At 57.3% G+C, this 22,777-nt stretch carries 36 protein-coding genes, 1 pseudogene and 1 riboswitch; of the genes and pseudogenes, 31 read left to right on the top strand and 6 right to left on the bottom strand.

Annotation, left to right across the window (positions count from 1 at the left end; genetic code table 11):
- Positions 1-190 (top strand): hypothetical protein (locus tag ACW9I6_RS04960; RefSeq protein WP_457338954.1); only part of this gene is annotated, 190 nt, incomplete at its 5' end.
- A gap of 205 nt (positions 191-395) precedes the next feature.
- Here the strand turns inward: ACW9I6_RS04960 and ACW9I6_RS04965 are convergent.
- The 3 genes from ACW9I6_RS04965 to ACW9I6_RS04975 all read right to left on the bottom strand — a co-directional run bounded on the left by ACW9I6_RS04965 (position 396) and on the right by ACW9I6_RS04975 (position 2,121).
- Positions 396-650, bottom strand: coding sequence for a hypothetical protein (locus ACW9I6_RS04965; protein WP_457338955.1), 255 nt, complete (start codon positions 648-650; stop codon positions 396-398).
- A 462-nt stretch (positions 651-1,112) separates the two neighbouring features.
- A complete protein-coding gene (locus ACW9I6_RS04970; protein WP_177020039.1) occupies positions 1,113-1,364 on the bottom strand; it encodes a DUF1654 domain-containing protein in 252 nt (83 codons plus the stop codon).
- 178 nt (positions 1,365-1,542) lie between these two features.
- On the bottom strand, positions 1,543-2,121 hold the full coding sequence (locus tag ACW9I6_RS04975; RefSeq protein ID WP_457338956.1) for a hypothetical protein: 579 nt from the start codon (positions 2,119-2,121) through the stop codon (positions 1,543-1,545).
- A gap of 129 nt (positions 2,122-2,250) precedes the next feature.
- Between ACW9I6_RS04975 and ACW9I6_RS04980 the strand changes: the two genes are divergently transcribed.
- On the top strand, positions 2,251-2,406 hold the full coding sequence (locus tag ACW9I6_RS04980) for a hypothetical protein (RefSeq protein WP_457338957.1): 156 nt from the start codon (positions 2,251-2,253) through the stop codon (positions 2,404-2,406).
- Positions 2,407-2,453: 47 nt separating this feature from the next.
- On the opposite strand, the gene ACW9I6_RS04985 is transcribed toward ACW9I6_RS04980, so the two are convergent.
- From ACW9I6_RS04985 to ACW9I6_RS04995, 3 genes are all read right to left on the bottom strand, one after another.
- Positions 2,454-3,146: an HIRAN domain-containing protein gene (locus tag ACW9I6_RS04985; RefSeq protein WP_457338958.1), complete on the bottom strand. Its 693-nt coding sequence runs from the start codon at positions 3,144-3,146 to the stop codon at positions 2,454-2,456.
- On the bottom strand, positions 3,133-4,116 hold the full coding sequence (locus ACW9I6_RS04990; protein ID WP_457338959.1) for a hypothetical protein: 984 nt from the start codon (positions 4,114-4,116) through the stop codon (positions 3,133-3,135). Before ACW9I6_RS04990 ends, ACW9I6_RS04985 begins: the two co-directional genes overlap by 14 nt.
- Before the next feature lie 105 nt (positions 4,117-4,221).
- Positions 4,222-4,929, bottom strand: a complete 708-nt coding sequence (locus ACW9I6_RS04995; RefSeq protein ID WP_177020041.1) for a LexA family protein — start codon at positions 4,927-4,929, stop codon at positions 4,222-4,224.
- Positions 4,930-4,972: 43 nt separating this feature from the next.
- Here ACW9I6_RS04995 and ACW9I6_RS05000 point away from each other — a divergent pair, with 43 nt between their 5' ends.
- The 29 genes and pseudogenes from ACW9I6_RS05000 to ACW9I6_RS05140 all read left to right on the top strand — a co-directional run bounded on the left by ACW9I6_RS05000 (position 4,973) and on the right by ACW9I6_RS05140 (position 22,769).
- Entirely contained in the window at positions 4,973-5,200 is a 228-nt protein-coding gene (locus ACW9I6_RS05000) for a helix-turn-helix domain-containing protein (protein ID WP_063030611.1), read from the top strand.
- 54 nt (positions 5,201-5,254) lie between these two features.
- Positions 5,255-5,872, top strand: coding sequence for a hypothetical protein (locus ACW9I6_RS05005; RefSeq protein WP_457338960.1), 618 nt, complete (start codon positions 5,255-5,257; stop codon positions 5,870-5,872).
- 130 nt (positions 5,873-6,002) lie between these two features.
- Complete coding sequence (locus tag ACW9I6_RS05010; RefSeq protein ID WP_457338961.1) at positions 6,003-6,851, top strand: BRO-N domain-containing protein; 849 nt, start codon at positions 6,003-6,005, stop codon at positions 6,849-6,851.
- A 1-nt stretch (position 6,852) separates the two neighbouring features.
- Positions 6,853-7,212 (top strand): annotated as a pseudogene (locus ACW9I6_RS05015) (phage replication protein); the annotation flags it as partial.
- Between the two features lie 57 nt (positions 7,213-7,269).
- Positions 7,270-7,440, top strand: coding sequence for an HNH endonuclease (locus tag ACW9I6_RS05020; RefSeq protein WP_371132951.1), 171 nt, complete (start codon positions 7,270-7,272; stop codon positions 7,438-7,440).
- Positions 7,437-8,366, top strand: coding sequence for a helix-turn-helix domain-containing protein (locus ACW9I6_RS05025; protein ID WP_177071711.1), 930 nt, complete (start codon positions 7,437-7,439; stop codon positions 8,364-8,366). The genes ACW9I6_RS05020 and ACW9I6_RS05025 overlap by 4 nt, the downstream gene beginning before the upstream one ends.
- Complete coding sequence (locus tag ACW9I6_RS05030) at positions 8,353-9,150, top strand: hypothetical protein (protein WP_177020045.1); 798 nt, start codon at positions 8,353-8,355, stop codon at positions 9,148-9,150. Before ACW9I6_RS05025 ends, ACW9I6_RS05030 begins: the two co-directional genes overlap by 14 nt.
- A complete protein-coding gene (locus ACW9I6_RS05035) occupies positions 9,147-9,617 on the top strand; it encodes a hypothetical protein (RefSeq protein WP_087693992.1) in 471 nt (156 codons plus the stop codon). Before ACW9I6_RS05030 ends, ACW9I6_RS05035 begins: the two co-directional genes overlap by 4 nt.
- Complete coding sequence (locus tag ACW9I6_RS05040; RefSeq protein ID WP_457338962.1) at positions 9,614-10,204, top strand: recombination protein NinG; 591 nt, start codon at positions 9,614-9,616, stop codon at positions 10,202-10,204. The genes ACW9I6_RS05035 and ACW9I6_RS05040 overlap by 4 nt, the downstream gene beginning before the upstream one ends.
- Positions 10,201-10,746 (top strand): hypothetical protein, encoded by a 546-nt coding sequence (locus ACW9I6_RS05045; protein ID WP_457338963.1) that lies wholly within the window; start codon positions 10,201-10,203, stop codon positions 10,744-10,746. The genes ACW9I6_RS05040 and ACW9I6_RS05045 overlap by 4 nt, the downstream gene beginning before the upstream one ends.
- A gap of 170 nt (positions 10,747-10,916) precedes the next feature.
- On the top strand, positions 10,917-11,150 hold the full coding sequence (locus ACW9I6_RS05050) for a hypothetical protein (RefSeq protein WP_063030594.1): 234 nt from the start codon (positions 10,917-10,919) through the stop codon (positions 11,148-11,150).
- 77 nt (positions 11,151-11,227) lie between these two features.
- Positions 11,228-11,413, top strand: a complete 186-nt coding sequence (locus tag ACW9I6_RS05055; RefSeq protein ID WP_177054280.1) for a zinc finger domain-containing protein — start codon at positions 11,228-11,230, stop codon at positions 11,411-11,413.
- An 11-nt stretch (positions 11,414-11,424) separates the two neighbouring features.
- Entirely contained in the window at positions 11,425-12,387 is a 963-nt protein-coding gene (locus ACW9I6_RS05060) for a hypothetical protein (RefSeq protein WP_457338964.1), read from the top strand.
- A gap of 137 nt (positions 12,388-12,524) precedes the next feature.
- Positions 12,525-12,860 (top strand): MFS transporter, encoded by a 336-nt coding sequence (locus tag ACW9I6_RS05065; RefSeq protein WP_099489835.1) that lies wholly within the window; start codon positions 12,525-12,527, stop codon positions 12,858-12,860.
- Entirely contained in the window at positions 12,857-13,201 is a 345-nt protein-coding gene (locus ACW9I6_RS05070) for a hypothetical protein (protein WP_338568747.1), read from the top strand. The genes ACW9I6_RS05065 and ACW9I6_RS05070 overlap by 4 nt, the downstream gene beginning before the upstream one ends.
- A 57-nt stretch (positions 13,202-13,258) precedes the next feature.
- Positions 13,259-13,489 (top strand): Acb2/Tad1 domain-containing protein, encoded by a 231-nt coding sequence (locus ACW9I6_RS05075; protein WP_083333958.1) that lies wholly within the window; start codon positions 13,259-13,261, stop codon positions 13,487-13,489.
- Positions 13,489-13,680, top strand: a complete 192-nt coding sequence (locus tag ACW9I6_RS05080) for a hypothetical protein (RefSeq protein WP_457338965.1) — start codon at positions 13,489-13,491, stop codon at positions 13,678-13,680. The genes ACW9I6_RS05075 and ACW9I6_RS05080 overlap by 1 nt, the downstream gene beginning before the upstream one ends.
- Complete coding sequence (locus tag ACW9I6_RS05085) at positions 13,677-13,925, top strand: hypothetical protein (RefSeq protein WP_457338966.1); 249 nt, start codon at positions 13,677-13,679, stop codon at positions 13,923-13,925. Before ACW9I6_RS05080 ends, ACW9I6_RS05085 begins: the two co-directional genes overlap by 4 nt.
- 69 nt (positions 13,926-13,994) lie before the next feature.
- Entirely contained in the window at positions 13,995-14,198 is a 204-nt protein-coding gene (locus ACW9I6_RS05090) for a YodC family protein (RefSeq protein WP_457338967.1), read from the top strand.
- A gap of 124 nt (positions 14,199-14,322) precedes the next feature.
- A riboswitch (Fluoride riboswitch) is annotated at positions 14,323-14,385 on the top strand.
- Between the two features lie 69 nt (positions 14,386-14,454).
- The gene (crcB, locus tag ACW9I6_RS05095) at positions 14,455-14,832 is read left to right on the top strand and encodes a fluoride efflux transporter CrcB (RefSeq protein ID WP_177028247.1); all 378 of its coding nucleotides are present in this window, start codon (positions 14,455-14,457) and stop codon (positions 14,830-14,832) included.
- A 42-nt stretch (positions 14,833-14,874) separates the two neighbouring features.
- A complete protein-coding gene (locus ACW9I6_RS05100) occupies positions 14,875-15,489 on the top strand; it encodes a putative metallopeptidase (protein ID WP_457338968.1) in 615 nt (204 codons plus the stop codon).
- A 32-nt stretch (positions 15,490-15,521) separates the two neighbouring features.
- A complete protein-coding gene (locus ACW9I6_RS05105; RefSeq protein WP_457338969.1) occupies positions 15,522-15,998 on the top strand; it encodes a DUF2280 domain-containing protein in 477 nt (158 codons plus the stop codon).
- On the top strand, positions 15,973-17,292 hold the full coding sequence (locus tag ACW9I6_RS05110; RefSeq protein WP_457338970.1) for a phage terminase large subunit family protein: 1,320 nt from the start codon (positions 15,973-15,975) through the stop codon (positions 17,290-17,292). Before ACW9I6_RS05105 ends, ACW9I6_RS05110 begins: the two co-directional genes overlap by 26 nt.
- On the top strand, positions 17,292-18,752 hold the full coding sequence (locus ACW9I6_RS05115; RefSeq protein ID WP_457338971.1) for a DUF4055 domain-containing protein: 1,461 nt from the start codon (positions 17,292-17,294) through the stop codon (positions 18,750-18,752). Before ACW9I6_RS05110 ends, ACW9I6_RS05115 begins: the two co-directional genes overlap by 1 nt.
- Positions 18,670-19,782, top strand: coding sequence for a minor capsid protein (locus ACW9I6_RS05120; RefSeq protein ID WP_457338972.1), 1,113 nt, complete (start codon positions 18,670-18,672; stop codon positions 19,780-19,782). Before ACW9I6_RS05115 ends, ACW9I6_RS05120 begins: the two co-directional genes overlap by 83 nt.
- 8 nt (positions 19,783-19,790) lie before the next feature.
- Positions 19,791-20,273, top strand: coding sequence for a DnaT-like ssDNA-binding protein (locus ACW9I6_RS05125; protein ID WP_457338973.1), 483 nt, complete (start codon positions 19,791-19,793; stop codon positions 20,271-20,273).
- Between the two features lie 64 nt (positions 20,274-20,337).
- Entirely contained in the window at positions 20,338-20,952 is a 615-nt protein-coding gene (locus ACW9I6_RS05130; RefSeq protein ID WP_457338974.1) for a hypothetical protein, read from the top strand.
- 98 nt (positions 20,953-21,050) lie between these two features.
- Complete coding sequence (locus tag ACW9I6_RS05135; RefSeq protein WP_178964912.1) at positions 21,051-21,788, top strand: hypothetical protein; 738 nt, start codon at positions 21,051-21,053, stop codon at positions 21,786-21,788.
- Positions 21,789-21,791: 3 nt separating this feature from the next.
- On the top strand, positions 21,792-22,769 hold the full coding sequence (locus ACW9I6_RS05140; RefSeq protein WP_457338975.1) for a major capsid protein: 978 nt from the start codon (positions 21,792-21,794) through the stop codon (positions 22,767-22,769).
- Positions 22,770-22,777 lie beyond the last annotated feature (8 nt).

Below are 22,777 nucleotides of genomic sequence, written 5' to 3' on the forward strand. Positions count from 1 at the left end.
GGATTTCAGTTCTAAGCTACTAGATTGTATTGGCTCCATAAAGTACGAAAATTTTGTCATGCAGGTGACCGGGCATTTAACGACAGGCTGTCGTGGCGCTGGTTGTTACTGCAAAGTGGTCGAGATCCACCAAGCACTGGGCGTCGCCCAAGTCGACACTATTTGTCGACATGCCGTGATCTCGGATTAGCCGAAGACACTCATGGCTTCCGTTTTCCAAAGTCAGACGCTCATGCTCGCTGAAATGCTCGCCAGCCCCACCACCCAATTCAGCAAGGCGTTTCTCGTGGTGCAGGCGGTCGTAATGACGCTGCCTTTCATGAAGGGTCATCTCGTCTTGCCCTCGGTTGTTTTCCCAATGCAACCTTCACCAGGTGCATCAGTGAAAAGGTCCGTCATGCTGCGAACAGCTCTTGCTGGTGAGGCTGAGGCGTGCAGCGCTGGATTCCGGCCCGTATTGCTGACTCCAGCAGTTCGGCGTCTTGCTCAAGCTCAGGGAAGGCTCCGGCAAACTCGCTTACTGCGCCGCGCAGTCCGGCCGCCTCACGCTGCAGAGTTGGAATCACGATGCTGATCATGTTGCCGATCGTGCGCAGATCCAGGCTGCACTCCCGGCAAAGCCGGATGTAGTCGAGCATGTACTTCGGCATTTCACTTACTCCCGGTTGTCATCCCAAGCAGCCCTCGCGAGAAGGCTGCTCAGTGATGCTTTCCACCTTGACCCGCATAACACCTGGCGTCAGTCTCCGGCTTGAATCAAATGTTCTTCCAGCCGCGGGCCTTTCGGCTTGTTCTCCCGCTGGATAACTGTTCTTGGCGCTTTACGCTGCACGCCCGGGTCAGTTGCCAACCCTCTGAACCGTTTAGGCCGGTTCATCGCTGCCTTTGAATCTGGGCCGGTTGTGATCCGGCAAGGGGTATCGCTAAAGAGCGGCGCAGGTTTAGCTGCTGGCCGGCGTTCTTCGTTGCTGGCTTGAGGCGATAATCACAGAGTGTGTTTATGGTGTCAACACGTAATGTGTTTGTATTTTTCATGATTGAATCACGCTGTGTGGTTTTTATAGGGGAATTGAGAAGGACGGGGTGGTGAGCCCGCCTGCTGGCGTGCTCATTTAGGAATCGCAGTATTCGCGCCAGCCGATCCTGACGGCACCGTCATCCAGATGTTCGATCCTGATGCCGGCGGTGTCGCCGATGTCTTGGATGACCTGGTGCCAGGCTTCAGGGCTTTCATCGTCGCGCCTGGATACCTCCACCAACTGAATTCTCTGGACCCGGGGAGATGCGATCAAGCGTTGCAGGCGATGGCCCACAAGCTCGTAGGAATTTCTCGGTTTCGATGTGGGGTAGGGTGCCTGGATCATGCGTCGCTCCTTGCGAATACTGTATGCATACACAGTATTGATGCTGACATATCTTGGCAAGAGGGCGGCAGCAAGTTTTATGCATAAATGCATATTTTCTGATGAGTTCTTTCCGGCAGGCATGAAAAAGCCCCCGCTGGGGGGCTAGATGAGAAGGCGGGGCTCTATAGATCGGCAGTCAGAGCTTGTTTGCGTTGCTGCTTGCCTTTGCCTCGCGCTCAGCTGCTTTTCTTTGTGTGGCTGCAATATCGCTGATTGTTGCAGCAGAGGTGTTGATATCGCCTGCGAGCTTCTCGATCGTTATCTCGACCTTCTTGCCGGACCAGGTCAGCGTCTCATTTGTGAAGGATGCTCCAGCTTTGGTTTTTACGGGCTCATTCAAAATCTGAGTAGGTGTGCCGTATTTGTTGGTGAAAAGGGTCACCAGCTTGGAAAAGTTGTCGCTATTGGTGGTGAGGTAGAAGGACTCAACTCCAGATGGGCTCGCGAAAACGGCGAGAGAGTATCCAAAGCCAATTTCTGGCCCGCCCCGAACCGTATAGAGATTCGTGTACGGCGGCTCATGGCACATCGTCTTGCTCAGGATCGTGCCGCGCGGACACGCTGGCACTGTCGCATCGACTTTTTGATCAAAGCGCAAACCCATAAAACTGTCGGGCTCTTGCGCCCAGGGTGCTGGAGTAGAGGGCTTTTTGGCCGCAATTGCAGCGCTAGTTAAGCATGCGGCGAATAAAAAAATGAGAATCTTGGCGTTCATAGGATCCCTCCGATAATTGAGCCCGCACTTTACCATTCGTGGCGAACAGCCACCATTGATCCGAAGCTGTGGGTGGGCTGTCTGGCCGACGTGATACGGTCAAGGCAACAAATGAAAGGAGCGCCCGCAATGAAGCTACCGGAAAGCTACAGGGTCAATGGATACACCGTCATGCAAGTGAAAGACGGCTGGGAAGTCGCGAACAGTGACCGCCGCCTGGCCGGACCTTTTGATCGTAAAGAGGATGCAGTCGGGGCCGCAAAGGCGCTACCGCCTAAAGGGTAAGGAGAGGCAGATAGAAGAAGCCCGGCGCTAAGCCGGGCTTTTTATAGCTATTTAAATGACGCAAGTACCAATATTTTAACCCTTTCATCTGTTTCACCTACAGACAAAATGGTTCCACTAACTTTGGAATGGCTTAACAGCTGCCCGAACCCTTGGCTAAGGGCTCGACTGACATAGCCGATTCGTCCGTGAACAGTCATGACTGCTATTGCATTTTGGTCATAGAGGTTGTCAGGCTCAGGTACAAAATCAACATGCATTTCTTCAGAGATTTTGTGTGCGACTTTATTATATTCAGTTCCACTTACATCTAAAACTATATCGATCGGTGCCACGGCCGATGATAAGTCGGGGCATAGCTCGAATCTATCGCTTGCAAGTCTAGCACCGGTGTAACCGAGGAGTGAAAAGTCAGAACCATCAAAGTTACTTGGCAGTCCGTATTGAGCCAAATACTTCGAAAAGTCTTGTCTTTTTCTAGGCGGCATCCTGCTCATAAACGGGGCTAACGCATTATCAAATGCGTCACTTCCATTTATAGTGAACGCAGGAAAGCTGATGAAGCCCTCATTTACTGCAGCATGATAATCGGGAGTGTCTTTTAAGTATCGAAATGAGTAGGTGTTATCATTCCTAACTAGCTCTCCGATAACTCTACGATTTCGAGGTACGCCTTCAGTTGCACTGGTCCAGACCAAAAGTAGGCGATTTGGTTCAAAGATGTGATCAATGGTGTGCATTTAATTTTTCCATAATCAACTCCATGCGCCTCGAGGTAAGCCTGATCACAAAATTGGCTCTTTCTGCACTGAGTCTAGCATGTGGCGGCATTGGCAAGTCAACAAGAGCCCGCATAACATCGCTGAACCGTTCAACATCAAACCGTTTCGCACGACGCATCAGGAGTGATCTTACTTTTGAGTTGTGCTTTGCAATGAACTCTATTGATTCGAGATGTCCGACCTGGGATAGATTGTCTGGAGCCCATCTAAAGTGATGGGTGCCCTTCTTTATGAAGTTATCGATCCGCACCTGATCCCATTGCGAGAATTTACGCGGCAAGATTTGATAGCCTAGACTGGTCCCGTTATCAAACCAAGGTGCAAATTTTAGCCTTATGCCGTATTGTTCGCCTTTTCGACGAGCTACACTTTTAGTATGTGGTAGGGAGGTCATCATGTACCCCCAGTTATCTTGATGTCTGTCTGTATTTCCGATTATGGTGTCAAATAGTAGCATTGACCAAAAGTCATATATTTGATCTTCTCCCATAAAGCGGACATTAAGCTGTTGCGCTGTTAATAGGTTATGTTGCGTACCCTTGTCTCTGTCGAAATTTTTAATCTCTTTATAAAAGAAGTATCCAGCAGCGTAGAATACCTCTTCCCCAGGAGCATAAAACCATTCGCTCAATGATCCGCACTCGCCGGTCATTGAGTCAAAAGCTGCGTGAGCGGGAGGGACGTCAATTCCTAAAAGCAACCCTACTTGGTAAGCTATTAGTTCAGCCCAGAACTGTTCAGGGTATTTTTCGTCTGAGAGCTTAAACATGTATTGCCAATCTGGCTTTACAACATTTTGTATTGGGTCATTAGGGGACACAACAATACGTTTCGGGCGCGCTCCCTCAGGATAAGCCTCGGAGAACTCTCTATGCCTGCGCCACTCAGCAACATCTATAGGGTTTAATTGGATTGACAACTTACTCATCCTTGACTAGCTCTGGAATGACTCTTGGTAGCGACCTATCCAAGAATCAAAGATATTCGCGCAGCAATAGGGGTCTAAGTGATGCTGTGTGAGTGGGCGTTGCGCTCAGTAAAACTTCTGGAGCGCCTGCACAACCACGCCAACGATCCTGCAGTTCTCGTCGACTGCTTCGATGGGGTAGCTCGGGTTCAGCGGCTTCAGAAACAGTCGACCGCCGTCGCTGACCAGCTTCTTGAAGGTCGCCTCGTTGCTGTCCGGTAGCTTGGCCACCACCAGCTTACCTGGTGCAACTTCAGCCTCAGTGTCCACCAAGATCAGCGTGCCCTCGGTGATGCTCTGGCCGGCGGGCGCTGTCATCGAGTCCCCTTTGACTGTCAGCCAGAACGCAGGACCTTTGGAGTCGTACTCCGAAAATTCGTAGGTGTCCGAGATTCCAGCCGGGTAGGGCTCCACGGCTTCCGACCAGGCGCCGGCGGCAACCCAGCTCACAACCGGGTAGCGGAATGATTTGGTGGGCTGGGCGGCGATTGAAATATTCGAGGGGCTTTCGCCAGGCAAAAGTAACGCTGCCGGATCGACTTTCAGCTCATGGGCAATCTTGGCGATATCTTCAAGGTTTGGCTCCCGAGCATCTTTCTCATAGTTTCCTATGCGCGATTGGGATTTCCATCCGCACGCCTTTGCCAAGGCAGCCTGAGAAAGCCCTGCTTTTTCTCTGTAGTGCGCGATGCGCGATCCGAGTGTCTTCATGGATCGAATTTTAATCACGGAGTGAAATAAAATCCGCCCACTTATTGTGTTTGCCAATAACACGATATGTGTTTATCCTTGGTTTATTGACCGCAGGAGCAACGCAATGAATCTCATAGCAGAGTTTCGTGAGGAGGCCGGAATCACGCAGGCAGCCTTACACCGAAAGCTCAACTGGAAGCAGTCGCGGCTCGCTAACTACGAGTCGGGGGCTCGCCCATTGAAGCTTGAAGACGCCCGGAAGATCGTCCAGGCGCTGAATGAATTGGGTGCGAAATGCACTTTGGATCGCGTTTTTCCGCAGCAATCTTCTGCGGATGTTCAGGCCGCCTAAGCGACACCCCTGTCCGCCGTTCCATTGAAGCCAGATTAGAAGAGAGCAGTCCCCATGCAAACGTCCAGTTCCAGACACACCGTACAAACCCGTGATCAGGTGCTGGTCGCCCACGCTGCAAACCAGATCGCGCGCACCAGCCTGAGCCAGGACGACTTCGCCCAGGCGCTGAGCCGCGAGCTGCATCTGTCGTGCCCAGAGAAGGCTGTCGCCAAAGAGGTCCCGGACTTCGCCGCGCTGACGTTGCAGAACGATGTCGGTGACTTTGTGAAGGCGACCGGCCGCTGGCTCAAGCGTGTTCAGCGCTGGCTGTCCGGTGATCAGGAAATGCCGTCCTGGCTGGAAGAGTCGTGGGTCAACGCCCTTGAGCCTGAATACCGCGATCACTGCCTGAACGAGCTGGCGAGCCGCCACGGGCTGACCGGCGCCCGTCAGATGACCAGCGACCAATGCGCGAACAAAAGTTTCGGCGCACTGATCCGCGCCCTGGGCGATGTGATCGACACCGGCAGCGAAGTGTTCGACGACCAGGTGATGTGCGAACTGGATCTGCCACACCTACCGGCATTCGCCAAGCAGTGCCGCCAGGTTGAAGCGAAGGCGGGGGAGCTGGGGCGCCGTGCCGAGCAGTTGCTCGCTTCGGTCCAGCGAAATTTGAAATCTGTTTCCTGATTTCCCGCGCATGCGCGGAAATCGGTGCCCATCGGGTTCGCACTATGAATTAAGCGGATCTGAAGCCCAGGCACAAAAAAGCCGACGGTCGAGGTCGGCTAATTCGATAACACTTTGTGAGGCCGATTATATGCAAACCCCGCCACATATCAATAGCCCTGCCAATCTCGCGCCACGTTTTTCGCAATCTGAAAACGTGGCGCGCAATTCAGCAGTGATTCCGTTCGACTTCGACGGCGCCGCAATCCGGGTCATCACCGACAAGCTCGGCGATCCGTGGTTTGTTGCGCGCGACGTCGCTGACGCCCTCGGCTACTCCAAACCGGAGAACGCGGTGGCCCGTCACTGCAAGGCAGCGACCACTACCCCGAAACAGGGTGGTGGCTTCATGACCATCATTCCTGAGCGGGACCTGTACCGGCTGGTGATGAAGTCCAAACTGCCAGCCGCCGAGAAGTTCGAAGAGTGGGTGGTCGGGCAGGTGCTGCCGAGTATCCGCAAGACCGGCACCTTTTCTGCCCAGAGCCCGAACAACTCCAAGATCGTCGGCGAGCTTGCCATTTTGGAATGCTTCGACCGCCTGTTGAAGCCTGCCAACTCCAGCAAGATGCTGATGCTGGCCAAGATCGCCGCCAACAACGGCCTCGACGCTAAATTCCTCCCAGGCTACGCCGTAGACGCTGTGCCAGATGCTGCTGGCGGCTCTTCGATGCCTACCAAGGCAATCACCGCCTTGATCAAAGATCACGCCATCGCCAGCACCGCGCGCGCCTTCAACATTGCACTGGAGGCCCACGGCTTCCTCAAGGTCCTCCAGCGCAAAAACTCGAAACAGCAAATGGTGGATTTCTGGTCCGTGACCGAGAAGGGCATGGCCTACGGCAAGAACCTCACCAGCCCTCAATGCCCCCGCGAGACGCAGCCTCACTGGTACGTGGATCGCTTCCTTGAATTGGCCGCAAAGGTCGGGAAGGCCTGACATGCAATACACCGTCACGATTAACCAGGTGAAGGCGCTGGAGTGGGGGCTGAATTCTCAGCAGGCCCTGCTATTCGCCTTCGTTTACGGCTGCCCGAGTTGGACCAAGCCAATCAAGACTGATGACGGGATCTTCTTCGCGCTGAGCAAGGCCAAGATCATCGAGGAGCTACCGCTGCTCACTGACAAGCCAGACACCGCTTACCGCATGCTGAAGGCCCTGGAAGAGGCCGGCTTGATTGAGCTTCGCCCTGAAGCATTCCGACTCACCGAAAAAGGCTGTGAGTGGAACCCGGACCGTATGGGCCACGTCACCGCGCACCAACCACCGGTCCTTCCGCCCCGGCGCGGGACGAAAAAGAAACCAATCCCTTCTGGCTTGCGTGCTCTGGTATTCGCCCGCGACGGTCACGCGTGCTTGCGCTGTGGCTGCTCGGTGCTGATGCGCTTGAGGGCCGATCACGTCGTACCTGAAAGCCAAGGTGGAGAGGCTTCATTGGGCAACCTCCAGACCCTTTGCATGTCCTGCAATAGCTGGAAGGGCGTGCGTACGATTGATTTCCGCGCGTTCGCCGGAGGTGCAGCATGAGCATGGGCCTTATGGTTGCCGCAATGAAGCTTCGCGTTGGTAATCCGCTGCGCAAGCTGGTGCTGATCAAGTTGGCCGACAACGCCAGCGACGTAGGCGAGTGCTGGCCCTCCTATCAGCACATTGCCGACCAGTGCGAGATCAGCAAGCGCTCTGTCATGAACCACATCACCGCTCTGTGTGAGGCGGGACTGTTGCGCAAGGAGATCCGGAAGGGTGGACCAAAGGGGAATTCGTCGAACGTTTACTTCCTCACCCTCGACGGTGGTGGTGCACCTCCTGCACCAGGGGTAGTGCAGAAGATTCACCCGGGTAGTGCAGCAGGTTCACCCCCTAGTGAATCTCCTGCACCAGGGGGTAGTGCAGCAGTTGCACCCAGAATCAGTAACTCTCTTGAACCAGTCATGGAACCGGTCATTGAACCAATTGCACCCCCGGCTCCCGCCGAGGTTGTGCCGGTTCAGTCCCGCGGCTTGGTGCTGGTGGTTGACCGCACCGATACTCCCCGGGTCGAGATTCCCGCCGACATGCCGGGCCCCAAAGACCAGACCTGCAAAACCTTCAAGGTCTGGGCGAACTACGCCATGGCTTACCGCAAACGCTATAGCGCCTGGCCTGTGTGGAATGCCAAGGTCGGTGGCCAGCTCGGCCAACTGGTCGACCGCCTCGGCGCGGATGTCGCCCACCACGTCGCTGCCCACTTCCTGAAAACCAGCGATGCCGCTGTGCTGCGCAAGTGCCACAGCCTCAACGAGCTGCTGGCCAACGCCGAGAGCTATCACACCCAGTGGGTGACCGGGCAGCGCATCAACGGCACCACCGCCCGCCAGATGGAGCGAACTGAGGCGAACCACTCCGCAGCGGAGCAGGCCGCCCAGATGGTCCTGGCCAAACGCCAAGCAGGTGACCGCAATGAATACCTCTGAAATGAACGACCATCAGGTTGCCGGACTGGCCGCCGCCATCTGCGCTACTGCCGAAGCCATGGGGCAGGAGATGAACCCGGGCACTGCCGCGATGATGGCCGAAGACCTCTGCGCCTACCCGGTGCCCGTCGTCAAAGCCGCCTTGAAGGCCTGCCGCTTCGAAGTGAAGGGCAAGCTGGCAATGGCTGACATCCTGCAACGCGTCCAGTCCTCTGACGGGCGCCCGGGCAAGGACGAGGCCTGGGCCATCGCCATGACCACCAACGATGAATTCGAAACCGTGGTGCTGACCGACGAGATCCAGCTGGCACTGGCTGCCGCGAAACCCATCTTGGATGGCGGCGACAAAATCGGTGCGCGCATGGCGTTCATCGACGCCTACCAAAGGTTCGTGGGCCAGGCCCGCGAGGATGCAAAACCGGTCAACTGGCACGTGTCCGTGGGTTTCGACGCCAACCGTCGTATCCAGGCCGTCGCCAAGGCGGTGGAGTTGAAGCGTATCCCCCAAGAACACGGCCAAAAGTACTTGGCTGACCTGAGCATTGTTCCAGTTACCGAGGATGGCCGCGCCATTGCCGGTTTGCTCACCGGCGCCGTCACCCAGCCCGCGCCAGTTCTGCGCCAGAAGCTGGAACTGGTCAAAAACTCGATGTTGGAGATGCGCAAGGCCAGCGCCGAACGAAAAACCGAAATGCGGATTGAAGCGGCCAATGAGTTGGCGGATCGCCGGGCGCTGCTGGTCAAGCAGGCCCAGGAACTGGAAGCGAAGAGGGCAGCGCAATGACCGACAAGATCAGCGTCAACTGCCAGGCCAGGCTCTCTGAAGTCATCACCAAAATCAGCGCCATGTACAAAGACAAGAAGTTTGTGGTGGTGACCCTGCGCCCAGGCAAGGACCGCACGCTCGACCAGAACCGGCTGTGGTTTGGGATGTACAAGCGCATCGCCGAAATGACCCAGATCGGTGACGCGGCTGACGCCCGGCGCTACTGCAAGCTGCACTTCGGCGTGCAGATCCTGTTGAACGAGGATGCCGGCTTTCAGGCCGAGTGGTACCGGGTCATGCGCCATCTGCCGTACGAAACGAAGCTGGCCATGATGGGGGAGTGTCATCTGTTCGGCCCCGACGGTTTCCCGGTGACCAGCCTGTTCAATCGTGCCCAGGGCATCAATTACACCGACCGCATCGCCGCCTATTTCACAGGCCAAGGTGTGGTTTTCACTGATCTACTCAGCAAGGAGGCTGCATGATCGGCAAGCAACCCAAACCGAAGAAGTGCAAGAACCCAGCATGCGGCATCAGCTTCCCGCCGCAGCGCCTGGGCCAAGCCGTGTGCAGTGCGAAATGCGGCCTGGCCATCAAGGACGTGAACCAGGCGAAGGCGCGCAAGTCACTGGCCCAGGTTGAGCGCCGCGAGATCAAGGTCCGCAAGGAGAAGCTGAAGAGCCGCGGCGAACACATGCGTGAGGCTCAGCAGGCGTTCAACGAGTACGTCCGCACCCGGGACCAGGCCGCCGGCCACCTCTGTATCTCCAGCGGCAAGCCGTTGGACTGGAGCGGCAACGCAGTCGATGCCGGTCACTACCGCAGCGTTGGCTCCGCGCCGCACCTGCGTTTCGATGAACGCAACTGCCACGCCCAGAGTAAGCAGGACAACCGGTTTCTCTCGGGCAATGCCGTGGATTACCGGATCGGCCTGATCGCACGCATCGGCCAGGAGGCCGTCGACGCCCTGGAAGCTGACCAGAGCGTGCGCAAGTACTCCGTCGAGCAGATCAAGGGCATCAAAGCCTACTACCGGGCTAAGACAAGAGAACTGAAGAGGGCTGCAGCATGACCTATCGCAACGTTGTTTCAGCAGTAGTTCGAGCCCTTGCGGCCGAGACCATCAGTTCCGCCGGCGGCTGCGACTTTGAGCCGAAGGTGCAGTGCGCCAAGCAGAAGGGGGAGATCGTCGGCAAGGAGGCCGCGTTTCTCCAGGACTGCTGGGTGTTCGGCCGACTGCACAAGACGCTGACCCCGGCGCACTGGCGGGCACTGGTGGCGAAGTACTCGACGCATGAGGAACGAAAACACGGTGCGATACTGGAGTTGCTGAACTCTGTGAAAACGCCGGCGCCGAAGCGCTTCCGGGAATGCGCGGTGCTGACCTGGGCCATCCCGCAAGTTGCCGGTGCCGAGGGCAAGCGTTCCGCCGCTGTGCTGCCGGCCGCCTGGTACGACATCACAAATTGGGATAACGACGGCAAGCCTGAATCTACTCGGTACCGGTGGCGCTCAGGGATCCGCAAGACTCTGGATGACCAGGTGAACGAAGCTCTCACTGCCGCTCAGGAACTGCTTGATGCGGAAGGGTTAATCGAAAGTTGTGTGGCGTAGCAAAAAGCCGTTGCAATGAGTGAGAAAGTGAGAGAGTATTTACCCATCCTATCGATCTTGCGCGTTAGGGGTTCACACTGAAAAGCCCGGCTTATATGTCGGGCTTTTTATTGCGCTCAGTTTGTGCAAGGTCGAAAATAGAGCTTCCGACTATAAACTGGGAGAGCGTCATGGTTTTGCGTGGCATGGCACAGATGCATGTCGACGACTTGGCGGAACGGTTCAAGAAGTTGGTTGTAGGGCAGGCTGGCAACGCGGATATTCAGTTAGCGTGGGTTGTTTTTTATCAGGGCAGAATGTTCGGAGCTTATTCAACGGCCGAGCTTGCACTGAAGAAAATAACGGACATTGAGCACTGCATCAGCATCGACGAGGCCCCAGTCCCTCAAACTTCAAGCGACTAAAATTTTTATGAAGCCCCGCCTAGAGCGGGGTTTTTTATTGCCCAAGGAAAGGGCGATTCAGCAAAAGGAATTTGCAGATGTTGAAAGAAATCAGATGCGGTAGCTGCAACCGACTTCTCGCCCGTACGGGTGGGTTTACAGAGCTCCAGATCAAGTGTTCCCGATGCGGGACGTTGAATCATGTGAAGGCCACGAGCCTCGAGCAATCGCCCATGAGCGCCATACGCCCAATTCAGAGGCCTGAACTTAAATCAGCTCAGTAATGGAGTTTAAAATGGAAAACGCAAACTCGGCGTCTCAAACCTTGCAAGATCTTTGGACTCAAGTAGAACCGGTGGATAACACCGGCATGCTTAGGCGCGTGGTTTTTGCGCAAGGCAAGTTTTATGCGGTTGGTGGCAATGGTCTTCCCACAACCACTCAGGTTGTCATCGGAGGCGCAACTGGTACAGCGTGGACCAAGCTGAAGGGCGCCCTCACCTCTGATAGCGGAAAGGTCCTCAACGAGCTGTACTGGAACGGTATTGGGTCATCGCTTCAAGCCCTTTCTCAATCCGGCAATCTGTTCTTCGGCAACGCAGACCGCCCTGAAAGGGTTTGGACAGACCTTACGGCAACTGTTCGCGCGTCCGGAGACTTGCAAGGCATTGTGTTTTATCAGCCAATTTCCGGCAATGACTACACCTGGATACTGGTTGGGTCTAACGGTAAAGTCTTTTCCCGTTATAGCGATTGGTCGGGCCAGGTGGAGCGCACTACGACCTTCACTTCTAGCGAAACTGTGTACTGCGTCAACGCCATTGGCAGTTTTGTGTTGGTTGCGGGATCGAATGGGAAGCTGCTTAGCGCTGTGAAGATGGCGACGGAAAATCCGCAAACATTCACGCCCAGAACCAGCACCTTCGGCACTAGCACTATCCTTTCCATGAAGCTTTGCAACGGGAAAATGTTTATCGTTGGTGCGGATGGCAAGATGGCATATTCATCCGATGGGCTTAGCTGGACTGCTGTTGAAGATACCAGTTTCGGTGGAACCATCATCCGCGACATTGCTTACGGTAATGGCAAGTATGTGGCTGTCGGCGACGGCGGCAAGACGGCCGTTTCCGAAGATGGGCTCGGCTGGATTCAGCAAGCCAACACTTTCGCAGGAACCGATATCCGGAGCGTCGCCTACGGCAATGGCAAATTTGTAGCTGTTGGTGCAGACGGCAAGATTGCTTACTGGACTCCATGATCTTCTATCTCCTTGCGTAATAGAGCCCAGCCGTCGCGCTGGGCTTTTTCATTTTCGGCCCCGCCACACCCTTCGCTCTAAGCAGGGAGTGCCGTCGGGGCTGACCTATTTCAAACATGCCCCACGGAGTCGAGCGCATGGAGTATCTACAGCGCCTGCTCGACAAGATCGACAGGTTCGAATTACTGATTGCGGGCCTGGTTGGGGCTGTGATCGCCAGCTGGTGGCACAAGGACGACCTGAACGACTGGCGCGCCTGGATGATCTTCCTCATCACGGGCATGGCCTGCTCGATCTACCTCACGAGCATGGTCAGCACCTACCTGGGCGTGACCGAGCCGAAGATCGTCGCCGGCATTGGCTTCCTGCTGGGCGCATTCGGCGGCTCGCTCCTGGCGGCCATCAATCGAGCCATTAAATCCGCTGACCTCTGGGCGCTCATTCGCCAGCGGTTCGGGGGAGGCAACCCATGAATCTTGAACTGATCAACTCCATCGCCTGCGGCCTTATCGCGCTGTGGGCAGCCTGGTGCGTACTGAGCGGGAAGGTAAGGGACGGCATCCTCGGGAAGCTGATCTACTCGGCCATCGCCATCAGCGGCTTTGTCGTTATGGCGCGCAGCCAGAACATCTTCTTTGGCCCGACCAGTGCCGGACTGACGCTGCATGTGTCCCTGGCCCTGGCCGGCGCTCGCCACATCTTCATGGTCACGTACTGGCAGCGGGTGAAGGTCTGGCTGTGCCGGACGCTGAACTGTGAGCACTGCCTGCACTGTGACAAGGCACCTGGTGGTGTCGAGCGGCGAGGTAAGTAATCCGCGCCACGTTTTCGAATGCGCCAAATCGTGGCGCGCAATCATGAGGAATCACCCATGGATAACCAGCACAAGAAAATCACCGGCTACCGCGACCTGAGTCAGTCCGAGATCGACGGGATGAACTCCATCAAGGCGCTCGAAGCTGACGCCGGCGAGTTGTTCAAGCAGATCGGCCAGATTGAAGGTGTTGACCCGCGGCTGTTGGCGTTGGCCAAGACCAACTTGCAGCAGGGCTTTATGTGGTTCGTGCGCTCGATAGCCAAGCCAGCCGATCCATTCAGCTGATGGGCAGCGTAACTCGCCTGCGACATGTGCTTCCCATGGGGCAGGACATCAACACTGCGGTGAGCGCTCTCGACAAGGCCATTGCTGATGCTGTGGACGCCGCCAAGGCCGCCGGTCTTCCTCAAGGCCTGATCGTTGGATTGCTCCAAGGTCACGCCCACGCACAGACACACCAGATGGTGACCGAATGACCGTCAAGGTTCTTGAATTCAAGCGGGAAGACTGGCGCGATGCCGCCAAGACCCTGCGCAAGATCGCCGATGATCTTGATGCAGGTGAGCATCCCGAGTGCACTGTAGGTGCCTTGACGCTGATCGGCGCGAAGGGAGAAGTTACCGTGTTCGGCCGCGGCCCTAAGTGCGATGACCTGCAATGCCTCGGTGCGATGCGCCTGGGTGAGCAGAAGCTGATTGACGTACTGCTGCAGACTGACTGACGTCACTGCTATTGAAATGATATTGCCCAGCGCATATGTTTGCAGCTCATTCATGCAAGGAGCTGTGAGATGCCAGAGTTCAAGAAAGGCGATGTCGTTGAGCTAAAAAGTGGCGGGCCTGCTATGACCATCCACGACCTCGGAAGTTGGGATTTGAAGGGGATCGAGGATGGCGCGAAATGCGTTTGGTTCGACGGCAACACCAAGCACGAGGACTTCTTCGAGTTGTCCGTGTTGAAGGAAGTCGACCCGGCCTATCACGGACGACGCTAACAAATATTCAACAGAGCCCCGCCAAGTGCGGGGCTTTGGTATCTGGAGCTTCACATGACAACCAAGCAACCCGACTGGGAGGCGAGGATTAGCCGTATTGAGCCTTTATGCTGGTTGTCATATGATTCATTCAGGAGATGGCATTCCTCCTCATAACCGCCTTTTGGCTGATGATGCCTACGCAAACCCTATGGAGGGTGCGTAGGCTGTCGCCTGTCTTTCCATAGGGATTCTCAGATCTCTTTGGAAGTCTCGAATGTACAAGTCTCTCTTCGCGGTAATCATTGGTGGCAGCTTCGGCTGTGTGCTTCGGTGGGCGCTTGCCTTGAAATTCAATGGTGCGTTTCCAAACATGCCGCTGGGTACGCTCCTCGTTAACCTGATTGGCGGACTCATCATAGGGTGCGCCATGGCCTTCTTTATTAAGATGCCAGATCTCGATCCTGCGTGGCGATTGCTAGTGACCACGGGTTTCTGTGGCGGGCTGACTACTTTTTCAACGTTCTCCGCTGAGATCGTATTCATGCTGCAAGAAGGTAGATTCGGCTGGGCTGCTGCTACGGTGCTCACGCATGTCCTGGGGTCGTTGTTGATGACCTTCATCGGCTTCGGGCTAGTGACGGCGCTGGATTAACCCCTATAGCCGCTAGGCCTGGAAGTCTGCAAGGAGCATTCGATGGAAAGGCCATACCCTCCCTCGTCACTACTTGACCTGTCCGATTTCGGTATCCGCCTGACGCCTGCGCCCGAAGTATGGGAATGGCTCCAAGCCGAGATCCTTGCCGACACAGGCAGCATTCACAACGAAGACCATGCCCACCTACTGGATGCAGACATCCGGATCATGTGGGCGTCGTCGAGCTTCGAGAAGCAGGGACGTACAGTCCTGGGCCAGGCTGAGCAGGTAGCGTTCCGCGCTGGTGGTTGGCAGAAAACCCGGATGGAGCAACAGATGCGTGATTGGTTCGGTGATGTGCCGGCCTTCATCATCACGTTGGCTGCCGACTACTGCGCCCAGTGCAGCGACCTTGAGTTCTGCGCGCTGATCGAACATGAGCTGTATCACCTGGCTCACGCGACCGACAAGTACGGTCAACCAGCATTCACCCAAGACGGTGCACCGAAGATCAAGCTGCAGAGTCACGACGTCGAAGAGTTCGTCGGTGTCGTCCGCCGCTATGGTGCGAGCCCTGACGTACAAGCGTTGGTGGATGCAGCAAACAGTCCTGCTGAGGTGGGGAAATTGAACATTGCGAGGGCCTGCGGAACCTGTCTGCTCAAGTCGGCCTGATCCTTGACAGGACCTTGACGGAATAAATCCATATGGCAGCCCTGAAAGATGAGGTGAAGCGCTTCATTGTGCAGGCCCTTGCCTGTTTCGATACACCCTCCCAAGTTGTACTGGCCGTCAAGGAAACGTACGGCCTCGAAGTGACACGTCAGCAATGCGAGCTGTATGACCCCACGAAGTACGCCGGACGCGATCTTGGTGCGAAGTGGAGGACCGTGTTTGAAGATACCCGTAAGCGTTTTCGGGAGGACACGGCCGAGATCCCAATAGCCAATCGTGCCTTCCGGCTTCGTGGTCTGGGGCGAATGGCTGAGAAGGCCGAGAACATGCGAAACCTGGCGCTAACCGCTCAGTTGTACGAGCAGGCCGCCAAAGAGGTGGGCGATGTTTACGTGAATCGCCGCCTGGAACCTGAAAAACCTCTGGGCTCCCAAGCGGACCAGCAGCACGCAGTTGCTGAGTACACCTTGGAGCCTGATGAGAATGTTCCCGCTACCCCGTACCTTTGACCCACCGGTGAAGCTGACGCCCAAGCAGGCGAATATTTACTGCTGGGGGTTCCAGCCAGAGGCCCGCTTCCGTGATGCGGTGTGTGGCCGGCGGTTCGGCAAGACGTTCCTGGGCAAGGCCGAGATGCGCCGCGCTGCACGGCTGGCTGCTGAGTGGGGCGTGAGTGTTGAGGACGAAATCTGGTATGGCGCGCCGACCTTCAAGCAGGCCAAGCGCGTGTTTTGGCGGCGCCTGAAGCAGGCTATCCCCGAACCATGGCGTGCACACCGCCCGAACGAGACGGAATGTTCGATCACGCTCAAGTCCGGCCACGTCATGCGGGTGGTGGGGCTCGACAACTACGACAACCTGCGGGGGTCTGGCCTGTTCTTCGTCCTAGTGGATGAGTGGGCTGACTGTCCATGGGAGGCGTGGGAAGAGGTCCTGCGCCCGATGCTTTCGACCTGCCAGTACTCGATACCGGGCGTTGGCATGCGCAAGGGTGGACACGCGCTGCGCATCGGCACGCCCAAGGGATTCAACCATTGCTACGACACGTTCCTCGATGGCCGGCCAGGCCACGAGCCTGATCACAAGAGTTGGCTGTACACCTCGCTCGACGGCGGCAACGTTCCGGCTGAAGAGTTGGACGCTGCCCGCCGCAAGATGGACCCTCGGACCTTCCGGCAAGAGTACGAAGCCAGCTTTGAGAACTACCAGGGCGTCGTCTACTACACGTTCAACCGTGAGGCGAACCGAACCAGCGAGACGATCAAGCGCGGTGAGGCGCTGCATATCGGCATGGACTTCAACGTCATGAAGATGGCCGCCGTGGTGCATGTCATCCGTGACGATCTGCCATTGGCCCTCGGCGAGTTCTCCGACGTGCGCGACACACCGGAGATGATCGAGAAGATTAAGCTTCGCTTCCCTGATCACAGCATTGCGATCTACCCGGACGCCAGCGGCCAGAACACAAGCAGCAAGAGCGCGAGCGAGTCTGATCTATCACTGCTCAGGAAGGCCGGTTTCACCGTAGTTGTGGATTCGACCAACCCCGCGGTTAAAGACCGGGTCAACGCAATGTGCGCGATGTTCGCCAATACGTACGGCGACCACCGATACCTGGTCAACGTCGACCAATGCCCGAAGTACACGCAGTGCCTGGAAAGGCAGATCTACACGGACAAGGGTGAGCCAGACAAGAAGGCCGGTTATGACCACTTGGTGGACGCCCCTGGCTATTTCATTGCCAAACGCTACCCGATCAAAACACGCACAGGCGGAACACGCCGAATTGGAGGCTTGGCCTGATGCCAGTGCAATCGACAAACCCCGACTACGACGCGCACATCGCTGAGTGGGAGATGATGGACGACGCGCTCGAGGGTGAGTGCGCCGTAAAGCGCAACGAGCGCAACCTGCCCAAGCCGAGTGGCATGGTCGAGGCCGAGAAGATCGACGCCACCGGCAACAAGTACCTCTACGAGAACTACACCGATCGGGCTCAGTACGAGCACTGGGTGCGCGATTCGCTGCGCTCGATGATGGGCCTGGTTTCACGGCTTATCCCAGAGATCGAACTGCCCTCCGGCCTGAAGGGTTTGGAGGACGACGCTACGGCGGATGGCTTCGGCCTGAAGCAGTTGTTCTTCCGCATGGTGCGCCAGGCTATCTCGCACGGTCGGGTGCCAATGGTGGTGAACATCGATGACCGTGGCGAGCCGTATTTCTCGATCTATGCGACGCGCAACGCGATCAACTGGGACACCGCTGATCAAGGCGGCCGGCAGGACCTGGTGCTTTCTGTGTTCCGCGAGTTCCGCAAGAAGGGCGGCGATCGCTACAGTCATGACTGCGACACGGTCTTCCGTGAGTTCTTCATGCAAGGCAACGTCTGCTACACGTCGGTGCGGAATGAAGGCGGTGAGCTGGTCGAGGACGAGAGGCCGCTGGGCACCACGGGTACCGACAACCGCTTGATCAAAGGCCTGCCATACCTGCCCGTGATCTACTGCGGTTCGACCGACAACTCTCCGGACGTCGATGAGGTGCCGCTGCTGACCATGGCGCGTGCCGCGCTGAAGTCCTACCAGTTGAGCGCTGACTACTTCACGTCGCTGCATCAGACCAGCCACCCGCAACCCTGGGTGTCCGGGATGGATGAATCGGTCGAACTGAGCGTCACAGGCCCATCAGCGGCTTGGGATCTTGGGCCTAGCGGGTCCTGTGGCTACCTGGAGTTCCAAGGCGCCGGCATCGAAGCCGTGCGCAAAGCCATGGATGACCAGAAGAACGCCGCGCTTGAGGCAGGCGCCAAGGTCATGGACGTGGCCGGCACCGAGTCGGGCGAGGCGCGTAAAACACGCCAGAACGACCAGCACGCGACACTGCACAGCATCGTTATCACGGTGGCCGAGGCGGTGGAGCAGGGCCTGCGATACGCCGCCGAGTGGAAGGGCTATGACCCCAAACAGGTCAAGTTCAAGGTGAACCCTGAGTTCGTGACCCCGGTGGTCGACGCCCAGGTGCTCGCCGAACTGCTGAAAGGCGTGATGGCCGGCACGATCAGCGCCGACACCTATTGGCAGTACCTCACCACCGGCAAGTTGCCGGACCGCCCATATGACGAAGAGGCCGACCTGATCAGCGATGAGCGCGAGTCGGCCGGCATCAACCTGGACAACGACGATGCCATCGACAAGCCTGGCGCAGGCGGACAGCCAACTGCTGGAGCAGACGACCCGCCACTCGGTAATGCTGGAGCGGCTTAAGGCTGGCGAGGTAAAGAAATTCGAAAAATACCTGCGCCAGATCGACACGTTGGTGCGGGAGCAACTCACCCGCAAGGAGCTGACCACCTACAGCCGGGATCGCCTTGAGCAGTTCCTGGCCCGGGTGGACGGCAAGCTGCTGGAGATCTACAAGGCCTACGGTGATCTGGTGCAGGCTGATCTGGTCGACATCGCGCTTTACGAGTCGAGTTTTGAGGCCAAAAGCCTCAGCAATGCGCTCTCCATCGACGCGGTGGTGCCGACCAACACGGTCATTCGCGCGGCGGTATTCTCCTATCCGCTGCAGGTGAAAGGTATCGACGGTGGAAAGCTGCTGAAGAGCTTTGTCAGCGGCTGGACGCGGACCGAGACGATGCGCGTCACGAACACTATCCGGCTCGGCTTCGGCCAGGGCCAGACCAATGCCCAGATCATCCAGGCGATTCGCGGCACCGCAGCGCAGAACTTCACGGATGGTGTCTTGGCGGTGAGCAACCGCAATGCTGCCGCCGTGGTGCAGACGGCAATCCAGCATGTGGCGACCACGGCGCGAATGGAGACGCTGAAGGCCAACAGCGACGTGGTGCTGGGCTATCGCTGGGTGTCGACGCTCGACCGCAAGACCTCGCAGCAATGCAAGGGCCTGGATGGGATGCGTTTCGACCTGGGCAAAGGTCCGCTGCCGCCGGCGCACATCAACTGCCGGTCAACTACGGTGCCGACCACCAGGCTTTCGGAGATGTTCGCCAAGGACGCCACGCGCGCCTCGGTGGGCGATAACGGCGGGGCCCAGGTCGACGCCGGCCTGAACTATTACGAGTGGCTGGCAACGCAGCCGGCGAGCTTCCAGGATCATGCCCTCGGGCCGGTCCGGGGTAAGTTGTTCCGTGATGGTGGCCTGACGCCGGAGAAGTTCGCCAAGCTGCAACTCGACAAGTCGTTCAAGCCGCTGACGCTTGCGCAGTTGAAGGAAGCAGAGCCTGACATGTTCACCCGAGCAGGCGTTACACTCGGCACTCAACCAGGTTGAGATAGCACATGCAGATCATCGTTGAGGACGGGAACGGCAGGCCAGACGCGAATAGCTTCGTGCCGCTGGAGAAGCTGACCTTCTACCGCGACTACTACGGGTTCCGGATACCTGAGGCTGAGGCTGAGCAGGTTGAACTGCTGCTGCGCGCTGCTGCTGACATCAACGGTCGCCAGTGGAAAGGGCGCAAGGCCAAGCCTGAACAGGCAATGGCCTGGCCCCGGCGTGATTGCAAGATCGAATACCAGACGCTGTCCGAGACGTTCGTGCCCTTTGAGCTTGAATGGGGGCAGGTACGGCTGGCCGTCGAGCTGTACGCCGTAGAACAGGGCTTCCAGATCGAGGAGCCAACGCATTGCACTGAGCCCAATGGCCGGCGCACGCGGCTCAACCGAGATACGCCTGGCCTGCGAATGCGGCCGCCGCCGTACGCGCCAAGCAGGACGCAATTCGCCGATTACCTGGTCATGCGCGGGTTGCGGCTGGTTTAAAGTCGCTAGGATTGGAAGCGTATAGGCGCTGCCTGCTATAAAGCCCCTTGAATAGGAGAGCTTTATGAATTGGATTCTTGGTGGTGTGGCAGTGTTCTTGTGCGTTGTAGCGGGTCTGCTTGGCCTCACGGCGGGAATCAACTTGAACCCAGAGTCTACAGTGAGGTTTGTTCCGTCTTGGGGAAGCCTTGGTGACTGGGTGTCCGGACTTGGTGCGCTGCTTGCTGTTGTCTCAAGCTTTTACTTGGTGCGGCGTAACGAAGCGCACCAACATGAGAGAGAGCGTGAAAAAATAGAAATTGAGCAGTGGGCTGAAGATTTCTACTGTTCCGTTAGAGTTATCTCCTTGGGGATTTTCCCATGTACTGTGAAATCGGTCTTTTTAATCGGTCCGGATGGCGGCTCACTCGCACTCAATCCGCATTTGCCGGAAGAAAGCCGGGTTCGACTGCCTGCTCGCCTGGAAATCCGAGAGGATATTCATTTCATTTGGCGTGTAGATCAGCTGCAAGATCTATTGAGCAGAATAAGCCTGTTTCGATTGCAAAGCGTCGACTCGCTTAGGATTCAAGTCAAGACCGTCACTAGTGACATAATCGTTCCCATATCACCTCAGATAGCCGCTTATTTGATGAGCATTTCTATTTCAAGCGGAGTGCCGATTGTGTTTGATGATTGACTGCTCGTAACCAAAATAATGCTTCTTCTAGACCTCGGCCATGCCGGGGTTTTTTTATGCCTGCAAAGCGGGCCGACCAAACCCAAGGGGTGCACCAAGTGGCAGACGAAAACCAAATTGATCTTGAAGACCCGGCAGTTCAGACCGCCATTGCTGCAGCTGTAGAGGCGGCGACCCTGGGCCTCAAGAACAAAAACACCGAGCTGCTTGGCTCGCTCCGGACCACCAAAACCGAGCTGGACGGCTTCAAGTCCCAGTTTGAGGGCCTGGACATCGCCGCCGTGAAAGGGCTGCTGACCAAGGTTGGCCAGGATGAAGAGACCAAGCTGATTGCCGAGGGCAAGCTGGACGAGGTCATCACCCGCCGTACCGAGCGCCTGCGCACCGACTACGACACCAAGTTGGCCGCCGAGAAGGCTCGCGCCGACAAGGCTGAGGCCTTTGCTGACAAGTACAGCGACAAGGTGCTGGCCGATTCCATCCGCGCTGCTGCCATCAAGGCCGGCGCGCTCCCTGAGGCTGCTGAGGACATCATCCTGCGCGCCCGGGGCACTTTTAAACTCAGTGAAGACGGTGAGGCGATTGCCACCGACCGTGACGGCGAGGTCGTTTACGGGAAGGACGGGAAGACCCCGCTGTCGCCGCTCGAATGGGCGGAATCTCTGCGTGAAACAGCAACACACCTGTGGCCAAGGGCTCAGGGTGCCGGGCAGACCGGCGACAACGGTGGCAAGGCCACGAAAAAGTGGGGTGAGTACACGGAAACCGAACGCGCTGCGATCGCCCGTGACAACCCTGAGCTCTTCAAGAAAATCCAGGCCACCAAAGGAACCTAATCCATGGCAACTACCCAACTGACCGACATCTTCGTCGGCGACTACTACGCCTCCCTGGCACCGGTTAACAGCCCGGAAAAGACCGCTGTGTACGAGTCGGGCATTGTGACCCGCTCGCCTGTGCTGGATGCGATCGCTTCCGGCAGCCAGGGCACCGCCGAGATCAGCTACTGGCAGGATCTCAACGCTGATGAAGCTCCCAACATCAGCAACGACGACCCGAACGACCAGGGTGAAGTCGGCAAAGTCACCCAGGACAGCATGCGTGCCCGCGTCCTGTACCTCAACAAAGGCTACGGCGTCACCGACCTGACTGCTGAGCTGGCGAACACCGAACCTCAGCAGCAGATCCGCAACCGCTTCGGCACCTACTGGACCCGCCAGTGGCAGCGTTACACCCTGGGCGCGGCTCGCGGCATCATCGCCTCGAACATCGCGAACAACGGCGGTGACATGGTCATCGACGCGGGCGCGACCATCAGCGCGAATGCCTTCCAGGATGCCGCTTTTACGGCCGGCGACGCGGCCGACCAGTTCGGCGCGATCGGCGTGCACTCGGTGGTGATGAACCAGATGGTCAAGCAGGACCTCATCGAGTACCTGCGCGACTCCGAGGGCAAGATCATCCTGGCCACCTATCTGGGTAAGCCGGTGTTCATGGACGACGCGCTGGTCTACGGCGCGGGCAAGTACCTGTCTGTGTTCTTCGGCCAGGGTGCTTTCGGTTACGGGGAAGGCACGCCGAAGGTTCCGGTAGAGCTCGAGCGTAAGCCGGGCGGCGGTAACGGTGGTGGTGCCGAAGTGTTGTGGGAGCGGAAGACTTACATCCTCCAGCCCGCCGGCTTCAGTTGGAAGGGCTCCGAGGCTCAGAACCTCAGCCCAACCGCCACTCAGTACGCAGCTGCTGCGAACTGGCAGCGCGTGTTCAGCCGCAAGCAGGTTCCGTTCGCCGCCGTGATCAGCGGTACCACCACGCCGTAATTCGGCCC

Source organism: Pseudomonas sp. SDO5522_S412, from assembly GCF_054071215.1.